Origin of the sequence: Curvibacter cyanobacteriorum, from assembly GCF_028649475.1 — a bacterium.
GTDB lineage: Bacteria > Pseudomonadota > Gammaproteobacteria > Burkholderiales > Burkholderiaceae_C > Curvibacter > Curvibacter cyanobacteriorum.
On sequence record NZ_JAQSIP010000007.1, the window covers coordinates 197,690 to 215,445 of the forward strand.

Consider the following 17,756-nt stretch of genomic DNA (forward strand, 5'->3'; position numbering starts at 1 on the left):
CGGGTGCTCAGCAGGACCCGTCCCATGTCTTCCTTGACCCCCCAGCAAATCGTCTCTGAACTTGATGGCCACATCGTTGGCCAGTCCGGCGCCAAGCGTGCCGTGGCCATTGCCCTGCGCAACCGCTGGCGCCGCCAGCAGGTGGAAGCCAGCCTGCGCCCCGAGATCACCCCGAAGAACATCCTGATGATTGGCCCCACCGGCGTGGGCAAGACCGAGATCGCGCGCCGCCTGGCCCGCTTGGCCGATGCGCCTTTCATCAAGGTCGAGGCGACCAAGTTCACCGAGGTGGGCTATGTCGGCAAGGACGTGGATTCGATCATCCGTGACCTGGCCGAGGTGGCGGTCAAGCAGACCCGCGAAGCGGCGGTGCGCCAGATGCGCAGCCGCGCCGAGGACGCGGCCGAAGACCGCATCCTGGACATCCTGATCCCGCCGGCGCGCCCGGTGTTTGGCGAAACCGCCGAGCCCGCGCCCGAAGGCCCGGCGCGCCAGGCCTTCCGCAAGAAGCTGCGCGAAGGCCAGCTCAACGACCGCGAGATCGAGATCGACCTCGCCGACACCAAGCAGCCGCTCGAGATCATGGGCCCGGCCGGCATGGAAGAAATGACCGAGCAACTGCGCGGCATGTTCAGCCAGATCGGCGTCGGCAAGCGCAAGACCCGCAAGCTGCCGATCGGCGAGGCGCTGCGCCTGCTGGTCGACGAAGAAGCGGCCAAGCTGGTCAACGAGGAAGAGATCCGCAGCCAGGCGCTGAGCAATGCCGAGCAAAACGGCATCGTCTTCATCGACGAGATCGACAAGGTCACCTCGCGCAGCCAGGGCAGTGGGGCCGAGGTCTCGCGCCAGGGCGTGCAGCGCGACCTGCTGCCGCTGGTCGAGGGCACCTCGGTGTCGACCAAGTACGGCGTCATCAAGACCGACCACATCCTGTTCATCGCGTCGGGGGCCTTCCACCTGAGCAAGCCCAGCGACCTGATCCCCGAGTTGCAGGGCCGCTTCCCGATCCGCGTCGAGTTGCAGGCGCTGTCGGTGCAGGACTTCGAGGCCATCCTGGTGCAGACCCAGGCGTCCCTGGTCAAGCAGTACCAGGCCTTGCTGGCCACCGAGGGCGTGACGCTCGAGTTCACCCCCGACGGCATCACCCGACTCGCCAAGACCGCCTACGACGTCAACGAGCGCACCGAGAACATCGGGGCCCGCCGTCTGGCCACGGTGATGGAGCGTTTGCTCGACGAAGTCAGCTTCGAAGCCACCGAGCGCCAGGGCCAGACCATCGTCATCGACGCCGCCTTTGTCGATGCGCGCCTGGGCGAACTGAGCCAGGACGAGGACTGGTCGCGTTACATCCTGTGACGTTCACCTGAGCTTCATAGATCACTTTCAGTGATGGAGCTAAGTGCTTAATTCACAACGATTTTCAGCCCTCTCCGACTTTCGGTTGCAGCTCTAAGTCGTTGATTTCATTGAAAAAATCCCGGCAAGACACCTTGCGGCCGCGGCATTTCCTGCTACAGTGGAAAAAAGTGCAATTAAGTGGTGAAAAGTGCCCTCGCGAGGGGTTTTTGCCACCGACGCACTGGAAATCAACCTGGGGTGTGCTGTCGTGTTTCAAGGGGCTTCGTCTCTGAGTCTGGATGCGAAGGGTCGGCTGTCTGTGCCGACCCGGCACCGTGACGTCCTGAGCGCGACCGCTGGCGGGCAACTGACCATCACCAAGCACCCCCATGGCTGCCTGATGGTGTTCCCGCGCCCCGAGTGGGAGAAGTTCCGTGAGCGCATTGCCGAGCTGCCGATGTCGGCTCAGTGGTGGAAGCGGATCTTCCTGGGCAACGCCATGGACGTGGAGATGGACGGCACCGGCCGCGTGCTGGTGTCGCCGGAGCTGCGCCAGGCCGCTGGCATCAGCAAGGACACCATGCTGCTGGGCATGGGCAACCACTTCGAGCTCTGGGACAAGGCGACCTACGACGAGCAGGAAGCCAAGGCCATGCAAGGCGACATGCCCGAGGTCTTCAAGGATTTTTCTTTCTGAGGCCCCTTTGGACATCCCTTTGCAACACACCACAGTCTTGCTCGACGAGGCGGTTGACGCTTTGTTGGGCGGCGCGCTGCCCGACGGCCCGGCCACCTGGGTGGACGCCACCTTCGGGCGCGGCGGCCACTCGCGGCTCCTGCTATCGCGCTTGCGGCCGCAGGACCGCTTGATCGCGTTCGACAAAGACCCGGACGCCATTCAAGAAGCTGCGCGCATCACCGATGCGCGTTTTTCCATTCGGCACGAAGGTTTTCGCCACCTGGGCGAACTGCCCGCGGGCAGCGTGCAGGGTCTGCTGATGGATCTGGGCGTGAGCTCGCCGCAGATCGACAACCCGCAGCGCGGGTTCAGTTTCCGTTTTGACGGCCCCCTCGACATGCGCATGGACACCACGCGCGGCGAGAGCGTGGCCGAGTGGCTGGCCACGGCGGAACTTCAACAAATTTCGGAGGTGATACGTGACTACGGCGAAGAACGGTTTGCTTTTCCGATTGCAAAGGCGATTGTGGCTCGCCGACAGGAACGGGGCCCAATTTCAACCACCGCCGAGCTGGCCGAGCTCGTGGCTGGCACGGTCAAAACCCGCGAGCCGGGCCAGAACCCTGCAACGCGCACATTTCAGGCTCTTCGGATTTTCATCAACGCCGAGCTTGAAGAGCTGCAACAGGCGCTAGAGGCCAGTCTGGCCGTGCTGGCGCCCGGCGGGCGGCTGGCGGTGATCAGCTTCCACTCGCTGGAGGACCGCATCGTCAAGCAGTTCATCGCCAAGCACAGCAAGGAGGTCTTTGACCGCCGTGCCCCGTTTGCCGCCCCGCAAGCCATGAAACTGGACGCCCTGGAGCGCATCCGTCCCAGCGCGGACGAGGTGGCGCGCAACCCGCGTTCGCGCAGCGCCATCATGCGGGTGGCCCTTCGCACGGAGGCCGCATGAGCGGTTGGGTTCTGTTGGCAGGCTGGACAGGTGCGCGCACCCAGAAAGGGTGCGGGCCGTGATTCGCCTCAACCTCGTCCTGCTGGTGGCCATTGTGCTCAGCGCGCTCTACCTGGTGCACAGCCAGTACGAGTCGCGTCGCCTGTTCATGGCGCTGGACCGGGCGCAGGCGGAGGCCCGCAAGATCGAGGTCGAACACGACCGCCTGCAGGTTGAGAAGCGGGCCCAGGCCACGCCGCTGCGCATCGACAAGCTGGCGCGCAACCAGTTGCAGATGCGCACGGCCACGCCGGCCATCACGCAGTACGTGCAGTACAAGGGCGACACGGTCGAGGGCAGCCAGCCATGAGCCGCAGCGTCCTCTACACCTCCAGCCCGCTGCTGGCCAGCAAGACACCGGTCTGGCGCAGCAAGTTCATCGTCGCGGTGGTGGCGCTGGCCTTCATCGGCCTGGCGGCGCGTGCGGCCTACATCCAGGTGGTGGGCAATGCCTTCTTCCAGCGCCAGGGGGAGGTGCGGTTTGCGCGCACCCTGGAGCTGCCGGCCAACCGTGGCCGCATCCTGGACCGCAATGGCCTGATCCTCGCGTCCAGCGTGCCTGCCCCCAGCCTGTGGGCCATCCCCGAGGACGTGGACCGCGACCCGGTCAAGCTGCGCCAACTGGCCAAGCTGATCGACATGCCGCTGGCCGAGCTGAACAAGAAGCTGGAAGACGAGGACAAGACCTTTGTCTGGATCAAGCGCCAGCTCGACGAACCGATCGCGCGCCAGGTGGCCGCCCTGGGCATCAAGGGCTTCTACCAGCGCAAGGAATACAAGCGCCAGTACCCCGAGGGCGAAAGCGCGGCCCACGTGGTGGGGTTCACCAACGTCGAAGACCAAGGCCAGGAAGGCATTGAACTGGCCTTCAACAAGGACCTGGGCGGCAAGCCCGGGTCGCGCCGCGTCATCAAGGACCGCCTGGGGCGCGTGGTCGAAGACGTGGGCGAGCAGGTGCCGCCGGTCGACGGACGGGACATCCGCCTGAGCATCGACAGCAAGGTGCAGTTCTTTGCCTACCAGAAGCTGCGCGACGCGGTGACCGCCAACAAGGCCAAGGCCGGCAGTGTGGTGGTGCTGGACTCGGTCACGGGCGAGATCCTGGCCCTGGCCAACTACCCCAGCTATGTGCCCGACAAGCGCCAGAACCTGACGGGTGAGCAGCTGCGCAACCGCGCGCTGACCGACACCTTCGAGCCCGGTTCGACGATGAAACCCATCACCGTGGCCATGGCCATGGAGGCGGGTCGCATCACGCCCATGAGCATGATCGACACCGGCCCGGGCCGCTACACCATCACGGGCGCCACCATCACCGACACCCACGCCAACGGCATGTTGACGGTGGAGCAGGTGATCCAGAAGTCCAGCAACATCGGCGCCGCCAAGATCGCTCAGCGCATGTCGCCGCACGAGATGTGGGACACCTTCACCGCGCTGGGCTTTGGCCAGAAGCCCCACATCGCGTTCCCGGGCGCGGTGACCGGTCGCCTGCGCCCCTACAAAACCTGGCGCCCGATCGAGCAGGCCACCATGTCCTACGGCTATGGCCTGTCGGCCTCGCTGTTCCAGATGGTGCATTCCTACACCGCCTTCACCGACGACGGCGAGATCATTCCCGCCACCATGCTCAAGAGCGACGCGCGCGCCACCGGGGTCAAGGTGTTCTCGCCCCAGACCGCCGCCGCGGTGCGCAAGATGCTGCAGATGGCCGCCGGCCCTGGCGGCACCGCCCCCAAGGCTCAGACGGTGGGCTACTCGGTCGGCGGCAAGTCGGGCACCGCCCACAAGCAGGTCGGCAAAGGCTACGCGAGCAACAAATACCGCTCGTGGTTCACCGGCATGGCCCCCATCGACAAGCCGCGCATCATCGTCGGTGTGATGGTGGACGAACCCAGTGCCGGTCAGTACTACGGGGGGCTGGTCGCGGCGCCGGTGTTCAGCGAAGTGGTGCAACAGACCCTGCGCATGATGGGCGTGCAGCCCGACCTGTCGGTCAAGCCGCTGGTGGTGGCCCAGGCCGTGGAGGAGTCCTTCTGATGCAGGTCCTTCACAGCCCCGAACAAGCCCTGCAATGGCTGCGTGCCCACGGCGCCACCACGCTGCGCGTGGACAGCCGCCAGGTGCAGGCGGGCCAGGCCTTCATCGCCTGGCCGGGCGCAGCCACCGATGGGCGCCGCTTTGTGCGCGCGGCCCTGGCCCAGGGCGCGGTGGCCTGCCTGGTCGAGCGCGACGGCGTCGAAGCGCTGGCCGACTGGCCCGCCGATGCCCCCGTGGCCTGCTACCCCGGCCTCAAGGCCGCCACCGGCCCGCTGGCTGCGCTGTGGTGGGGCCAGCCCTCGCACGAGATCGATGTGCTGGCCATCACCGGCACCAATGGCAAGACGTCCACCGCCTGGTGGCTGGCCCAGGCCCTGTCGGCTTTGCCCGACGCGCTGCGCCGCCCCTGCGCCATGGTGGGCACCCTCGGCACTGGTCAGGTGCCCCGGCCCGAGCAGGGCGGGGCCGACCCGCTGGCCCAGTTGGCGGGCACCGGCATGACCACCCCCGACCCGGTGCTGCTGCAAAGCCAGCTGCGCCGCTTTGTCGAGCAGGGCCTGAGCGCCTGCGCGCTCGAAGCCTCGTCGATTGGCGTCGCCGAGCACCGCCTGGACGGCTCCCGCGTGCGCGTGGCAGTGTTCACCAACTTCACCCAGGACCACCTCGACTACCACGGCAGCATGGACGCCTACTGGGCTGCCAAGGCCGCGCTGTTCGACTGGCCTGGCCTGCAAAGCGCCGTGCTCAACGTGGACGACGAGCGTGGGGCCGAACTAGCCCAGTCACTGGCCCAGCGCCTGGACTGCTGGACCGTGTCGCTGCAAGGCGGTGCACGCGTCAACGCGCGCGACATCCGCCATGGCGCCCGTGGCCTGAGCTTCACGGTGCAAGAGGGCGGGCAAAGCCTGCCGCTCGACACCGCGCTGCTGGGGCATTACAACGTCAGCAACCTGCTGGGCGTGATCGCCACGCTGCGCAGCTTGGGTGTCCCGCTGGCCGAGGCTGTGGCCGTTTGCCAGCACCTGCTGCCGGTGCCCGGCCGCATGGACTGCCAGGGCGGCGACGGCCTGCCGCTGGTGGTGGTCGATTACGCCCACACCCCGGACGCCCTGGAGAAGGCCCTGCGCGCGCTGCGCCCCATCGCCACCGAGCGCGGCGGCCGCCTGTGCTGCGTGTTCGGCTGTGGGGGCGACCGCGACGCCAGCAAGCGACCGATGATGGCCGCGGTGGCCGAGAAGGAAGCCGACTGGGTGATGGTCACCAGCGACAACCCGCGCTTTGAGAAGCCCGAACACATCATCAGCCAGATCCTGCTGGGCCTGAGCCACCGCGACTGCGTGCAGGTGCAGGCCGACCGGGCTGCCGCCATCCACGAGGTGCTGGCCCAGGCCACCGCCCGGGATGTGGTGCTGGTCGCGGGCAAGGGCCATGAGGCCTACCAGGAGACGGCGGGCGTGCGCCATCCTTTTTCCGATCACGCCACCATTGACGAGGCCCTGCGCCTGAAGGGAGGGCGTGCATGAGCAGCCCCCAACACCTGATGACCCTGGCCGAGGTGGCCGCCGCCCTGCCGGGCAGCCGGCTCGCGGGGGACCCCGCCACGCCGCTGCTGCGCGTGGCCACCGACACCCGCAGCCTGCAGCGTGGCGACCTGTTCGTGGCCCTGCGCGGCGAGCGCTTCGATGCCAACGAGCTGCTGCCCCAGGCCGCGGCCGCAGGGGCCAGCGCGGCGCTGGCCGAGCGCGACCCGGCCGCGGCCGGTCTGGCCGGTGTGCAGGTGGCTGACAGCCGCCTGGCCCTGGGCCAGTTGTCGGCCGCCTGGCGCCAGCGCTTCACCGGCCCGCTGATCGCGGTCACCGGCAGCAATGGCAAGACCACCTGCACCCAGATGCTGGCCTCGGTGTTGCGCGCCCACTGGGGTGACGCCGGCCTGGCCACCGAGGGCAACTTCAACAACGACATCGGCGTGCCGCTGACGCTGCTGCGCCTGCGCCCCGCACACCAGGCCGCGGTGGTCGAACTGGGCATGAACCACCCGGGCGAAATCGACTACCTGCGCCGCCTGGCCCAGCCCACCGTGGCGCTGGTCAACAACGCCCAGCGCGAGCACCAGGAGTTCATGGGCACGGTCGACGCAGTGGCGCAAGAAAACGGCCAGGTGCTGGTCGGTCTGGGCGCCCAAGGCGTGGCGGTGTTCCCGGCCGACGAGCCGTACGCCGAGCTCTGGACCGGTCTCGCCGGTCCCGCCCGCTGCCTGCGCTTTTCGAGCACGCCAGCTGTCGCCGCCGAGGTCAGCCTGGTGTCGGCGAGCTGGGCCGGTGCCGCCTGGTCGGTGCAGGCGCAAAGCCCGCAAGGCCTGCTGAACTACCGCTTGCAGGTGGCTGGTTTGCACAACGTGCGCAACTCGCTCGCGGTGCTGGCCTGCGCCTTGGCCGCCGGGGTGCCGGTGGCCGCCATCGAGCAAGGGCTGGCCGATTTCAGCCCCGTCAAGGGCCGCTCGCGCGCCTGGGTGGCCAACTGGTCGAGCGCCGGTGCGACCCGCCCGATCACGGTGGTCGACGACACCTACAACGCCAACCCCGACTCGGTGCGCGCGGCCATCGACGTGCTGGCGGCCTTGCCCGCGCCGCGCCTGCTGGTGCTGGGCGACATGGGCGAGGTGGGCAACCAAGGCCCGGCCTTCCATGCCGAGGCCGGTGCCTATGCCCGCGAACGTGGCATCGATCAGCTGTTTGCCCTGGGCGAACAGAGCGTCGAAGCCGTGCAGGCCTTCGGGGCCGCGGGTCGCCACTTTGCCGATTACCCGGCTTTGCAGGACGCGGTGCTGCAAAGCCTGTCCCACGCCGCGTCGGTGCTGGTCAAGGGCTCGCGCTTCATGAAGATGGAGCGCGTCACCGGGGCCATCGATGCCGCTGCGCAGGCGTCCGTTCAGGAGGAGGTGGCCCATGCGCCCCGCGCCTGATTCATTCAGTTTTGAGGAGAAGCAACCATGCTGCTGAGTCTTGCCCAATGGTTGCAGACGCTGTCGCCCGAATTCGGTTTTTTCCGGGTGTTCCAGTACCTGACCTTCCGCGCCGTGATGGGCGCCACCACCGCCTTGTTGATTGGCCTGTTGGCCGGCCCGGCGGTGATCCGGCGCCTGCGCGCGCTGAAGATCGGCCAGCCGATCCGCGGCTATGCGATGGAGTCCCACCTCAGCAAGAGCGGCACGCCCACCATGGGCGGCGTGCTGATCCTGCTGTCGATTGCCATCTCGACCCTGCTGTGGGCCGACCTGAGCAACCGCTTCGTCTGGATCGTGCTGCTGGTCACGCTGGGCTTTGGGGCCATTGGCTGGGTCGACGACTGGCGCAAGGTGGTCAACAAGGACCCCGAGGGCATGCGCTCGCGCGAGAAGTATTTCTGGCAGTCGATCATCGGCCTGCTGGCCGCGCTTTACCTGGTGTTCAGCATCTCGGAGAGCTCCAACCTCAAGGTGCTCGAGCTGTTCATCACCTGGGTGCGTTCGGGCTTTGACGTCGACCTGCCGCCCAAGGCGGGCCTGCTGCTGCCCTTCTTCAAGGAAGTCAGCTACCCGCTGGGCGTGTTCGGCTTTGTGATCCTGACCTACCTGGTCATCGTCGGTTCGAGCAACGCGGTCAACCTGACCGACGGCCTCGATGGCCTGGCCATCATGCCGGTGGTGATGGTGGGTTCGTCGCTGGGCGTGTTCGCCTACGTCACGGGCAGCGCGGTCTACAGCAAGTACCTGCTGTTCCCGCACATCCCGGGTTCGGGCGAGTTGCTGATCTTCTGCTCGGCCATGGCGGGCGCGGGGCTGGCCTTCTTGTGGTTCAACACCCACCCGGCGCAGGTCTTCATGGGGGACGTCGGCGCGCTGGCGCTGGGCGGTGCACTGGGCACCATCGCCATCATCGTGCGCCAGGAAGTGGTGCTGGCCATCATGGGCGGCATCTTCGTGGTGGAAGCCCTGTCGGTGATGCTGCAAGTGAGCTGGTTCAAGTACACCAAGCGCAAGTACGGCGAGGGCCGGCGCCTGCTCAAGATGGCGCCGCTGCACCACCACTTCGAGAAAAGCGGCTGGAAAGAGACCCAGGTCGTGGTCCGCTTCTGGATCATCACCATGCTGCTGTGCCTGCTGGGCCTGACGACCCTGAAGCTGAGGTAAGCCGTGAGCCGCTTGCAAGACCTGCACATTCTGATCCTCGGCCTGGGCGCCTCGGGCCTGGCCATGGCGCGCTGGTGCGCGCGTCAGGGCGCGCGCGTCACCGTGGCCGACAGCCGCGAACAGCCGCCGCAACTGGCCACGCTGCGGGCCGAGTGGCCCGAGGTCGGCTTTGTCGGTGGCCCTTTCAGTGCCAGCCTGGTCGAGGGCACCGACGTGCGGGCCGTGTTCCGCTCGCCGGGACTGTCGCCCGCCACCGTGGCGCCGGTGTTCGATGCGGCGCGTGCGGTGGGCCTGTGGACGGGCGGCGAACTGAGCCTGTTCAACCACGCCTTGGGTGAACTGCGCGAGGCGCAGGCCTACCAGCCCAAGGTGCTGGCCATCACCGGCACCAATGGCAAGACCACCGTGACTTCGCTGACCGGGCAACTGGTTGAGCGCGCCGGCAAGACCGTGGCAGTGGCTGGCAACATCGGTCCGACCCTGCTCGACACCCTGCAGCAGCACCTGGACGCCGACAGCCTGCCCGAGGTCTGGGTGTTGGAACTGTCGAGCTTCCAGCTCGACGGCGTCACGGGCTTCGAGCCCACGGCCGCCACCGTGCTCAATGTGACTCAGGACCACCTGGACTGGCACGGCAGCCTGGCCGCCTACGCCGAGGCCAAGGCCCGCATTTTTGGCAGCCAGACCCTGCTGGTGCTGAACCGCGACGACGCCACCGTGATGGCCATGTTGCCCGCGCCGCAGCGCGCCAAGCTGCAAAAGCCGGTGGTGCGCGAGCACATCACTTTTGGGGCCAGCCTGCCGACGCGGCCCAGCGACTTCGGCATCGAAGTGGTCAACGGCATGGCCTGGTTGGTGCGCGCCCTGGAGGCCGATGAGACCCGCAAGCGCCGCAAGGACGAGTCCGAGGAGCTGCACATCCAGCGCCTGATCCCGGCGGATGCGCTGCGCATCCGTGGCCGCCACAACGCCACCAACGCGCTGGCCGCCCTGGCGCTGGCCCAGGCGGCGGGCTGCACCATCGCCCCGATGCTCTACGGCCTGCGCGAGTACGCCGGTGAGCCGCACCGGGTCGAGCCGGTGGCACTGATCCAGGACATCGAGTACTTCGACGACAGCAAAGGCACCAATGTGGGCGCGACCGTGGCCGCGCTGCAAGGCCTGGGCGCGGACCGCCGCATCGTCGTCATCCTGGGGGGCGACGGCAAGGGCCAGGACTTCTCGCCCTTGGCCGACCCCGTGGCGCGCTACGTGCGCAGCGTGTTGCTGATCGGCCGTGACGCGCCCCTGATTGCCCAGGCCCTGGCGGGCACCGGCGTGCCCCTGCACACCGTGGCCACCTTGCCCGAGGCGGTGCAGCAGGCCGCCACCCTGGCGCAAGCCGGTGACGCCGTGCTGATGTCGCCGGCCTGTGCCAGCCTGGACATGTTTGACAACTACGAGCACCGCGCGCGCGTTTTTTGCGAAGCCGTGCAGCAGTTGGCCGACGAGGCGGGCACCTCGCTGGAAGGGGGCTTGGCATGAGCCAGGCAACAGGACCTTGGTCAGGACGGCTTTCGGGCTGGTTCAGCGGCGTCTCCAAGGCCGCGGTCGAGGTCTTGCCGATCCGCACCTGGTCGGCCGACGAGGGCCGGGGGGCACCGCCGCGCGCCAGCATGCTGGGCGTGGACCAGGCGCTGGTCTGGGTCACCGTGGCCTTGCTGGCCTGGGGCCTGGTGATGGTGTATTCGGCCTCGGTGGCCATGCCCGACAACCCGCGCTTTGCCAACTACACCCACACCTACTTTCTGTCGCGTCACGCGCTGTGGCTGGTGATGGGCTTTGTGGCCGCCTTGCTCGCGTTCCAGGTGCCCATGAAGGTGTGGGAGAAGGCGGCACCGTGGCTGTTCATCGTGTCGCTGGTGCTGCTGATCGCGGTGCTGATCCCGCATGTGGGCAAGGTGGTGTACGGCGCGCGGCGCTGGATCGCCCTGGGGCCCCTGAGCTTCCAGCCCTCGGAGCTGGCCAAGTTCGCGGTGCTGCTGTACGCCGCCGACTACATGGTGCGCAAGATGGAGGTCAAAGAACGCTTCTTCCGCGCCGTGCTGCCGATGGGCGTGGCGGTGGGCCTGGTGGGGGCGCTGCTGCTGGCCGAGCCCGACATGGGCGCCTTCATGGTGATCGCCGTGATCGCGATGGGCATTTTGTTCCTGGGCGGCGTCAACGCCCGCATGTTCTTCCTGATCGCCGCGGTGCTGGTGGCGGCCTTCAGCATGATGATTGCTGCCTCGCCGTGGCGCCGCGAACGGATCTTTGCCTACCTCGACCCCTGGAGCGAACACAACGCGCTGGGCAAGGGCTACCAGTTGTCGCACTCGCTGATCGCCATTGGGCGCGGCGAGATTTTTGGCGTGGGCCTGGGCGGCAGCGTGGAGAAGCTGCACTGGCTGCCCGAAGCCCACACCGACTTCTTGCTCGCCGTGATCGGCGAGGAGTTCGGCTTGATCGGCGTGCTGCTGGTGATCGGCCTGTTCCTGTGGATGACGCGCCGCATGATGCACATCGGCCGCCAGGCCATTGCGCTGGACCGCGTCTTCCCCGGCCTGGTGGCCCAGGGCGTGGGCATCTGGATGGGGTTCCAGGCCTTCATCAACATGGGCGTGAACCTGGGCGCGCTGCCCACCAAGGGCCTGACCTTGCCCTTGATGAGCTATGGCGGATCGGCGGTGCTGATGAACCTGGTGACCATTGCCGTGGTGTTGCGCATCGATTACGAGAACAAGGTGCTGATGCGGGGGGGCCGGGTATGAGCGGTCAAAAGACAGCCTTGATCATGGCCGGTGGCACCGGTGGCCACATCTTCCCGGGTCTGGCCGTGGCCGAGGCGCTGCGCGAGCGCGGCTGGCGCGTGCACTGGCTGGGGGGCCCCAACAGCATGGAGAGCCAGATCGTGCCGCCGCGCGGCTTCGCCTTCGAGGTGGTGGATTTCTCGGGCGTGCGTGGCAAAGGCCTGTTGACGCTGGCCCTGTTGCCGCTGCGCCTGCTCAAGGCCTTCTGGCAAAGCCTGCAGGTGGTGCGCCGGGTGCAGCCCGACGTGGTGGTGGGCCTGGGGGGCTACATCACCTTCCCGGCCGGCATGATGGCCGTGCTGTCGGGCAAGCCGCTGGTGCTGCACGAGCAGAACTCGGTCGCGGGCATGGCCAACAAGGTGTTGGCCGGGGTGGCCGACCGGGTCTTCACCGCCTTCCCGGGCGTGTTCGCCAAGGGCCGCTGGGTCGGCAACCCGCTGCGGGCGGGCTTCACTTCGCAGCCTGGCCCGGCCGAGCGATTTGCCCACCGGCAGGGTCCGCTGCACGTGCTGGTGGTGGGGGGCAGCCTGGGCGCCAAGGCGCTCAACGACACCGTGCCGCAAGCGCTGGCCTTGATCCCGCCCGAGCAACGGCCGCGGGTGCGCCACCAAAGCGGTGCCAAGCAGATCGATGCCCTGCGCGAGGCTTACCGCGCCGCGGGCGTCGAGGCCGAGCTGACCCCCTTCATCGACGACACCGCCACGGCGTTCGCCGAGGCCGACCTGATCATTTGCCGCGCCGGTGCCAGCACCGTGACCGAGATCGCCGCTGTCGGCGCCGCCGCGGTGTACGTGCCATTTCCCTTTGCGGTGGACGACCACCAGACCGCCAACGCCCGCTTCCTGGTCGACCAGCAGGGCGGCTGGCTGATGCCGCAAACCGAACTCAAGCCCGGCCCGCTGGCCGAGCTGATCCTGAAAACCACCCGCGCCGACCTGCTGGCGCGGGCTTTGCAAGCCAAGAAGATGCAAAAAATTGAAGCCACGACCGAAGTGGTGCGCGCCTGCGAGGAGCTGGCCCGATGAAACACGCCATTCGCCACATCCACTTCGTCGGGCTGGGCGGCGCCGGCATGAGCGGCATCGCTGAGGTGCTGTTCAACCTGGGCTACACGATCTCGGGTTCCGACCTGTCGGACAGCGCCACGCTGCGCCGCCTGCAAGGCCTGGGCATCAAGACCGCCATCGGCCACGATGCCGCCAACGTCGAGACCGCCGACTGCGTGGTCACCTCGACCGCGGTCAAGGCCGACAACCCCGAGGTGCTGGTGGCCCGCGAGCGCCGCATCCCGGTGGTGCCGCGCGCGCTGATGCTGGCCGAGTTGATGCGCCTCAAGCGCGGCATCGCCATCGCCGGCACCCACGGCAAGACCACCACCACCAGCCTGGTTACCAGCGTGCTGGCCGAAGCCGGTCTGGACCCCACCTTCGTGATCGGCGGCCGCCTCAACAGCGCGGGCGCCAACGCCAAGCTGGGCAGTGGCGACTACATCGTGGTCGAGGCCGATGAGTCGGACGCGTCGTTCCTGAACTTGCTGCCGGTGATGGCGGTGGTCACCAACATCGATGCCGACCACATGGAAACCTACGGCCACGACTTCAACCGCCTGAAGGCGGCCTTCGTGGACTTCCTGCACCGCATGCCTTTCTACGGCACGGCCATTTTGTGCACCGACGACCCGGCGATCCGCGAGATCCTGCCCCAGGTCAACTGCCCCATCACCAGCTACGGCTTCGGCCCCGAGGCCCAGGTGCGTGCGGTGGACGTGCGTGCGGTGGCGGGCCAGATGCACTTCACGGTGCAACGCCGCAACGGCGTCACCCTGCCGGACCTGCCCGTGGTGCTGAACCTGGCGGGCGAACACAACGTGCTCAATGCGCTGTCGGCGATTGCCGTGGCGGTCGAGCTGAGCATCCCCGACGAAGCGGTGCAGCGCGGCCTGGCCCAGTTCAAGGGCGTGGGGCGTCGTTTCCAGCGCTATGGCGACTTGCCGACCCGCGACGGCGGCCAGTTCACCGTCATCGACGACTACGGCCACCACCCGGTCGAGATGGCTGCCACGCTGGCCGCGGCGCGCGGGGCCTTCCCGGGCCGTCGCCTGGTGCTGGCCTTCCAGCCGCACCGTTACACCCGCACCCGCGACTGCTTTGAGGATTTCGTCAAGGTCATCGGCCAGGCCGATGCGGTGCTGCTGACTGAGGTCTATGCCGCCGGCGAGGCGCCCATCGTGGCCGCCGACGGCCGCGCCCTGTCGCGTGCCCTGCGCGTGGCGGGCCGGGTCGAGCCGGTGTTCGTCGACCAGGTCGAGGCCTTGCCCGAGGCCATCATCAGCAATGCGCGCGATGGGGATGTGGTGATGTGCATGGGCGCCGGCTCGATCGGTGCCGTGCCCGCCAAGGTGGTGGAGTTGCTGCAGTCGGCAGCACAGTCGTTGAAGGGAGTGCAAATCTGATGGCGATCCAGGTTTCTGAGCTGGGCAAGGTGGCGGTGTTGATGGGCGGCAGCTCGGCTGAGCGCGAGGTCTCGCTGATGTCGGGCCAGGGCGTGTTGCAGGCCTTGCTGTCCAAGGGCGTGGATGCCCACCCGTTTGACCCCGCTGGGCGTGACCTCAGCGAGCTGCGCCAGGCCGGTTTTGCGCGCTGCTTCATCGCTTTGCACGGTCGCCATGGCGAAGACGGCACGGTGCAGGGGGCGCTTGAACTGCTGGGCATTCCCTACACCGGCTCGGGCGTGATGGCCTCGAGTGTGGCCATGGACAAGGTCATGACCAAGCGCCTGTGGTTGGCCGACGGCCTGCCCACGCCGCGCTATGTGTGCCTGAGCCCCGACCGCCAGGGCCGCGAGGTGGTGCGCACCGTGCCCGACACCCTGGGGCTGCCCTTGATCGTCAAGCCGCCGCGCGAGGGCTCGTCGATTGGCGTCACCAAGGTCAATGGCTATTCGGAAATGCAGGAGGCCGTCAGCCTGTCGGCCCGCTACGACCCCGATGTGCTGTGCGAGGAGTTCATCGTTGGCGAAGAAGTCACCTGCCCGGTGCTGGGCAGCGGGGCCGATGCGCGCGCCATGCCGGTGATCCGCATCGCTGCCCCCGACGGCGCCTACGACTACCAGAACAAGTACTTCACCGATGACGTGAAGTACCAGTGCCCGAGCGGCCTGCCGCCCGAAGAAGAAGCCGAGATCCAGCGCATCGTGCTGGCCGCCTACCGCTCGCTGGGCTGCCGCGGCTGGGGCCGCGCCGACCTGATGATCCGCGCCAGCGACCGCAAGGCTTTCTTGCTCGAGATGAACACCTCGCCGGGCATGACCAGCCATTCGCTGGTGCCCATGTCGGCCCGCGCCACCGGCCTCAGCTATGAGGACCTGTGCCTGCAGGTGCTGGCCAGCGCCACCCTGGACTCGGCCCCGGACGCCGCGTCGCAAGCCCAAGGTTGATGCGCATGAACGACTCGCTGGCCGTACCGCTGGATGTCAAGCTGATGAACCTCACCGCGTCGGTGTTGTTCATGAGCCTGACCGCGCTGGTGCTGGCCGCGGGCGGCTGGTGGGTGCTGCGTCACCCCGCGTTTTCGATCGGGGCCATCAGCGTGCAGGGTGAGCTGGCGCACAACAACGCCGTCACGCTGCGCGCCAACGTGGCGCACAAGCTGGTGGGCAATTTCTTCACCGTCGACCTGCAGCAGGCGCGCGCCGTGTTCGAGGCCGTGCCCTGGGTGCGCCAGGCCTCGGTGCGGCGCCAGTTCCCCAACCAGCTGCAGGTGCAGCTGGAGGAGCATGTGCCGGTGGCCCTGTGGGGCCCCGAAAGCGGCTCGGGCATGTTGAACAGCTTTGGCGAGGTCTTTGAGGCCAACGTCGGCGACGTGGATGCCGACGACCTGCCGCGCTTGCACGGCCCGGACGGCCAGTCGGTCGAGGTGCTGGACATGTACGGTCGCCTGCGCCCCCTTTTCAAGCAACTGGACCTGGACCTCGCCGAGCTCGAGCTGACCCTGCGCGGCGGCTGGCGCGCCAAGCTCGAGTCTGGGGCTGAGATCGAACTGGGCAACGGCAGCATCGAGCAGGTGATGGCGCGCACGCGGCGCTTTGTCGCCACGCTGACCCAGGTCACCTCGCGCTATGGCCGCCGTGCCAACTCGCTGGAAAGCGCCGATTTGCGCCACACCGAAGGCTACGCCCTGCGCTTGCGCGGCGTGACCACGGTGACGGCCGACGTTCCCAAAAAATAGACCCAACCCAAAACACAGAATCACAGGTACACATATGGCAAAGGAATACAAGGATCTGGTGGTGGGGCTGGACATTGGCACGGCCAAGGTCATGGCGGTGGTGGCCGAAGTCCTGCCCGGCGGCGAACTCAAGCTGGCAGGTCTGGGCGTGGCCCCCAGCAATGGCTTGAAGCGCGGCGTGGTGGTCAACATCGACGCCACCGTGCAAAGCATCCAGCAAGCCCTCAAAGAGGCCGAGCTGATGGCCGACTGCAAGATCACCCGGGTCTACACCGGCATCACGGGCAGCCACATCCGCGGCCTCAACTCCAGCGGCATGGTGGCGGTCAAGGACAAGGAAGTCACCTCGGCCGATGTGGCCCGCGTGGTGGAAACCGCCAAGGCCATCAACATCTCGACCGACCAGCGCCTGCTGCTGGTGGAGCCGCAGGAGTTCGTCATTGACGGCCAGGACGTCAAGGAGCCGATCGGCATGAGCGGTCTGCGCCTGGAAGCCAAGGTGCACATCGTCACCGGCGCCCAGAGCGCGGCCGAGAACATCATCAAGTGCGTGCGCCGCTGTGGCCTTGACGTCGAGCAGCTGATGCTCAACCCGCTGGCCTCGAGCCAGGCCGTGTTGACCGACGACGAGCGCGAACTGGGCGTGGCGGTGGTCGACATCGGCGCCGGCACCACCGACGTGGCCATCTTCACCAACGGCGCGATCCGCCACACGGCGGTGATCCCGATCGCAGGCGACCTGATCACCAGCGACATCGCGATGGCGCTGCGCACCCCGACCAAGGACGCCGAGGACATCAAGGTCGAATCAGGCTATGCCAAGCAACTGCTGGCCGACGCCGAGACCCAGGTCGAAGTACCGGGGCTCGGCGACCGCGGCCCGCGCATGCTGAGCCGCCAGGCGCTGGCGGGCGTGATCGAGCCGCGCGTCGAAGAGATCTTCTCGCTGGTGCAGCAGGTGATCCGCGAGTCCGGCTACGAGGAAGTGCTGTCCTCGGGCATCGTGCTGACCGGTGGCAGCTCGGTCATGCCGGGCATGGTCGAACTGGCCGAGGACATCTTCCTCAAGCCCGTGCGCCGTGGTCTGCCCAAGTATTCGAGTGCCCTGTCGGACATGGTCGCGCAGCCGCGGGCCGCCACCGTCATGGGCCTCATGGAAGAAGCCCGCCAGGCCCGCATCCGCGGCTTCAAGGTGGCCCAGAAAAGTGGTTCCATGAAGACGGCGTTCGGCCGCTTCAAGGACTTCATCGTGGGGAACTTCTGAGCATGTTCCGCCCCCCCTGCCTTGGCGCTGGCCCGACCCGCTGGAGCGGCGTGCTGGCGCTGGGTCCGCCACTGCGAAAACGGTGGTTGGCCCGAGGCAGCCCGCCGTGCAAAAAAAGGCAGGCGGAACACTGTATCGGACCGCCGTGAAGGCCCTCTGGCAAGTCACAATATTCCAACAGTCAAATATTTTCGGCAATTGCAAATCAGGCAGATTCAGGAG

Annotated in this window: 15 protein-coding genes; all 15 read left to right on the plus strand. The window is 67.5% G+C overall.

Annotated features, from left to right (window positions below):
* Positions 1–24: 24 nt before the first annotated feature.
* The 15 genes from hslU to ftsA all read left to right on the plus strand — a co-directional run bounded on the left by hslU (position 25) and on the right by ftsA (position 17,534).
* Positions 25–1,356, plus strand: a complete 1,332-nt coding sequence (gene hslU / locus PSQ40_RS15580) for an ATP-dependent protease ATPase subunit HslU (protein ID WP_273952699.1) — start codon at positions 25–27, stop codon at positions 1,354–1,356.
* A gap of 250 nt (positions 1,357–1,606) precedes the next feature.
* Positions 1,607–2,035, plus strand: coding sequence for a division/cell wall cluster transcriptional repressor MraZ (gene mraZ / locus PSQ40_RS15585; RefSeq protein ID WP_273952810.1), 429 nt, complete (start codon positions 1,607–1,609; stop codon positions 2,033–2,035).
* Positions 2,036–2,042: 7 nt separating this feature from the next.
* Entirely contained in the window at positions 2,043–2,969 is a 927-nt protein-coding gene (gene rsmH / locus PSQ40_RS15590; RefSeq protein WP_273952700.1) for a 16S rRNA (cytosine(1402)-N(4))-methyltransferase RsmH, read from the plus strand.
* Between the two features lie 58 nt (positions 2,970–3,027).
* Positions 3,028–3,318 carry a cell division protein FtsL gene (ftsL, locus tag PSQ40_RS15595; RefSeq protein ID WP_273952702.1) on the plus strand — a complete coding sequence of 97 codons (291 nt, stop codon included), beginning with the start codon at positions 3,028–3,030 and terminating at the stop codon, positions 3,316–3,318.
* A complete protein-coding gene (locus tag PSQ40_RS15600) occupies positions 3,315–5,048 on the plus strand; it encodes a peptidoglycan D,D-transpeptidase FtsI family protein (protein WP_273952703.1) in 1,734 nt (577 codons plus the stop codon). The genes ftsL and PSQ40_RS15600 overlap by 4 nt, the downstream gene beginning before the upstream one ends.
* Positions 5,048–6,571, plus strand: coding sequence for a UDP-N-acetylmuramoyl-L-alanyl-D-glutamate--2,6-diaminopimelate ligase (locus tag PSQ40_RS15605; protein ID WP_273952704.1), 1,524 nt, complete (start codon positions 5,048–5,050; stop codon positions 6,569–6,571). The genes PSQ40_RS15600 and PSQ40_RS15605 overlap by 1 nt, the downstream gene beginning before the upstream one ends.
* Positions 6,568–8,010, plus strand: coding sequence for a UDP-N-acetylmuramoyl-tripeptide--D-alanyl-D-alanine ligase (locus tag PSQ40_RS15610; RefSeq protein WP_273952705.1), 1,443 nt, complete (start codon positions 6,568–6,570; stop codon positions 8,008–8,010). Before PSQ40_RS15605 ends, PSQ40_RS15610 begins: the two co-directional genes overlap by 4 nt.
* Before the next feature lie 27 nt (positions 8,011–8,037).
* Complete coding sequence (gene mraY, locus PSQ40_RS15615; protein ID WP_273952708.1) at positions 8,038–9,216, plus strand: phospho-N-acetylmuramoyl-pentapeptide-transferase; 1,179 nt, start codon at positions 8,038–8,040, stop codon at positions 9,214–9,216.
* A 63-nt stretch (positions 9,217–9,279) separates the two neighbouring features.
* Positions 9,280–10,740, plus strand: coding sequence for a UDP-N-acetylmuramoyl-L-alanine--D-glutamate ligase (gene murD / locus PSQ40_RS15620; RefSeq protein ID WP_409338606.1), 1,461 nt, complete (start codon positions 9,280–9,282; stop codon positions 10,738–10,740).
* The gene (gene ftsW / locus PSQ40_RS15625; protein ID WP_273952710.1) at positions 10,737–12,005 is read left to right on the plus strand and encodes a putative lipid II flippase FtsW; all 1,269 of its coding nucleotides are present in this window, start codon (positions 10,737–10,739) and stop codon (positions 12,003–12,005) included. The genes murD and ftsW overlap by 4 nt, the downstream gene beginning before the upstream one ends.
* Entirely contained in the window at positions 12,002–13,069 is a 1,068-nt protein-coding gene (gene murG / locus PSQ40_RS15630) for an undecaprenyldiphospho-muramoylpentapeptide beta-N-acetylglucosaminyltransferase (RefSeq protein ID WP_273952712.1), read from the plus strand. The genes ftsW and murG overlap by 4 nt, the downstream gene beginning before the upstream one ends.
* Positions 13,066–14,496 (plus strand): UDP-N-acetylmuramate--L-alanine ligase, encoded by a 1,431-nt coding sequence (murC, locus tag PSQ40_RS15635; protein ID WP_273952713.1) that lies wholly within the window; start codon positions 13,066–13,068, stop codon positions 14,494–14,496. Before murG ends, murC begins: the two co-directional genes overlap by 4 nt.
* Complete coding sequence (locus PSQ40_RS15640; protein WP_273952714.1) at positions 14,496–15,479, plus strand: D-alanine--D-alanine ligase; 984 nt, start codon at positions 14,496–14,498, stop codon at positions 15,477–15,479. The genes murC and PSQ40_RS15640 overlap by 1 nt, the downstream gene beginning before the upstream one ends.
* 5 nt (positions 15,480–15,484) lie before the next feature.
* Positions 15,485–16,270 carry a cell division protein FtsQ/DivIB gene (locus tag PSQ40_RS15645; RefSeq protein ID WP_273952715.1) on the plus strand — a complete coding sequence of 262 codons (786 nt, stop codon included), beginning with the start codon at positions 15,485–15,487 and terminating at the stop codon, positions 16,268–16,270.
* Positions 16,271–16,304: 34 nt separating this feature from the next.
* Entirely contained in the window at positions 16,305–17,534 is a 1,230-nt protein-coding gene (gene ftsA, locus PSQ40_RS15650) for a cell division protein FtsA (RefSeq protein ID WP_273924603.1), read from the plus strand.
* The last annotated feature ends 222 nt before the right edge of the window (positions 17,535–17,756 follow it).

Bases quoted from the DNA above. Each gene is read 5' to 3' on its own strand.
- hslU (WP_273952699.1), top strand. From the start codon at position 25: ATGTCTTCCTTGACCCCCCAGCAAATCGTCTCTGAACTTGATGGCCAC.
- PSQ40_RS15600 (WP_273952703.1), top strand. From the start codon at position 3,315: ATGAGCCGCAGCGTCCTCTACACCTCCAGCCCGCTGCTGGCCAGCAAG.
- PSQ40_RS15605 (WP_273952704.1), top strand. From the start codon at position 5,048: ATGCAGGTCCTTCACAGCCCCGAACAAGCCCTGCAATGGCTGCGTGCC.
- PSQ40_RS15610 (WP_273952705.1), top strand. From the start codon at position 6,568: ATGAGCAGCCCCCAACACCTGATGACCCTGGCCGAGGTGGCCGCCGCC.
- mraY (WP_273952708.1), top strand. From the start codon at position 8,038: ATGCTGCTGAGTCTTGCCCAATGGTTGCAGACGCTGTCGCCCGAATTC.
- murD (WP_409338606.1), top strand. From the start codon at position 9,280: ATGGCGCGCTGGTGCGCGCGTCAGGGCGCGCGCGTCACCGTGGCCGAC.
- ftsW (WP_273952710.1), top strand. From the start codon at position 10,737: ATGAGCCAGGCAACAGGACCTTGGTCAGGACGGCTTTCGGGCTGGTTC.
- murG (WP_273952712.1), top strand. From the start codon at position 12,002: ATGAGCGGTCAAAAGACAGCCTTGATCATGGCCGGTGGCACCGGTGGC.
- murC (WP_273952713.1), top strand. From the start codon at position 13,066: ATGAAACACGCCATTCGCCACATCCACTTCGTCGGGCTGGGCGGCGCC.
- PSQ40_RS15640 (WP_273952714.1), top strand. From the start codon at position 14,496: ATGGCGATCCAGGTTTCTGAGCTGGGCAAGGTGGCGGTGTTGATGGGC.
- PSQ40_RS15645 (WP_273952715.1), top strand. From the start codon at position 15,485: ATGAACGACTCGCTGGCCGTACCGCTGGATGTCAAGCTGATGAACCTC.
- ftsA (WP_273924603.1), top strand. From the start codon at position 16,305: ATGGCAAAGGAATACAAGGATCTGGTGGTGGGGCTGGACATTGGCACG.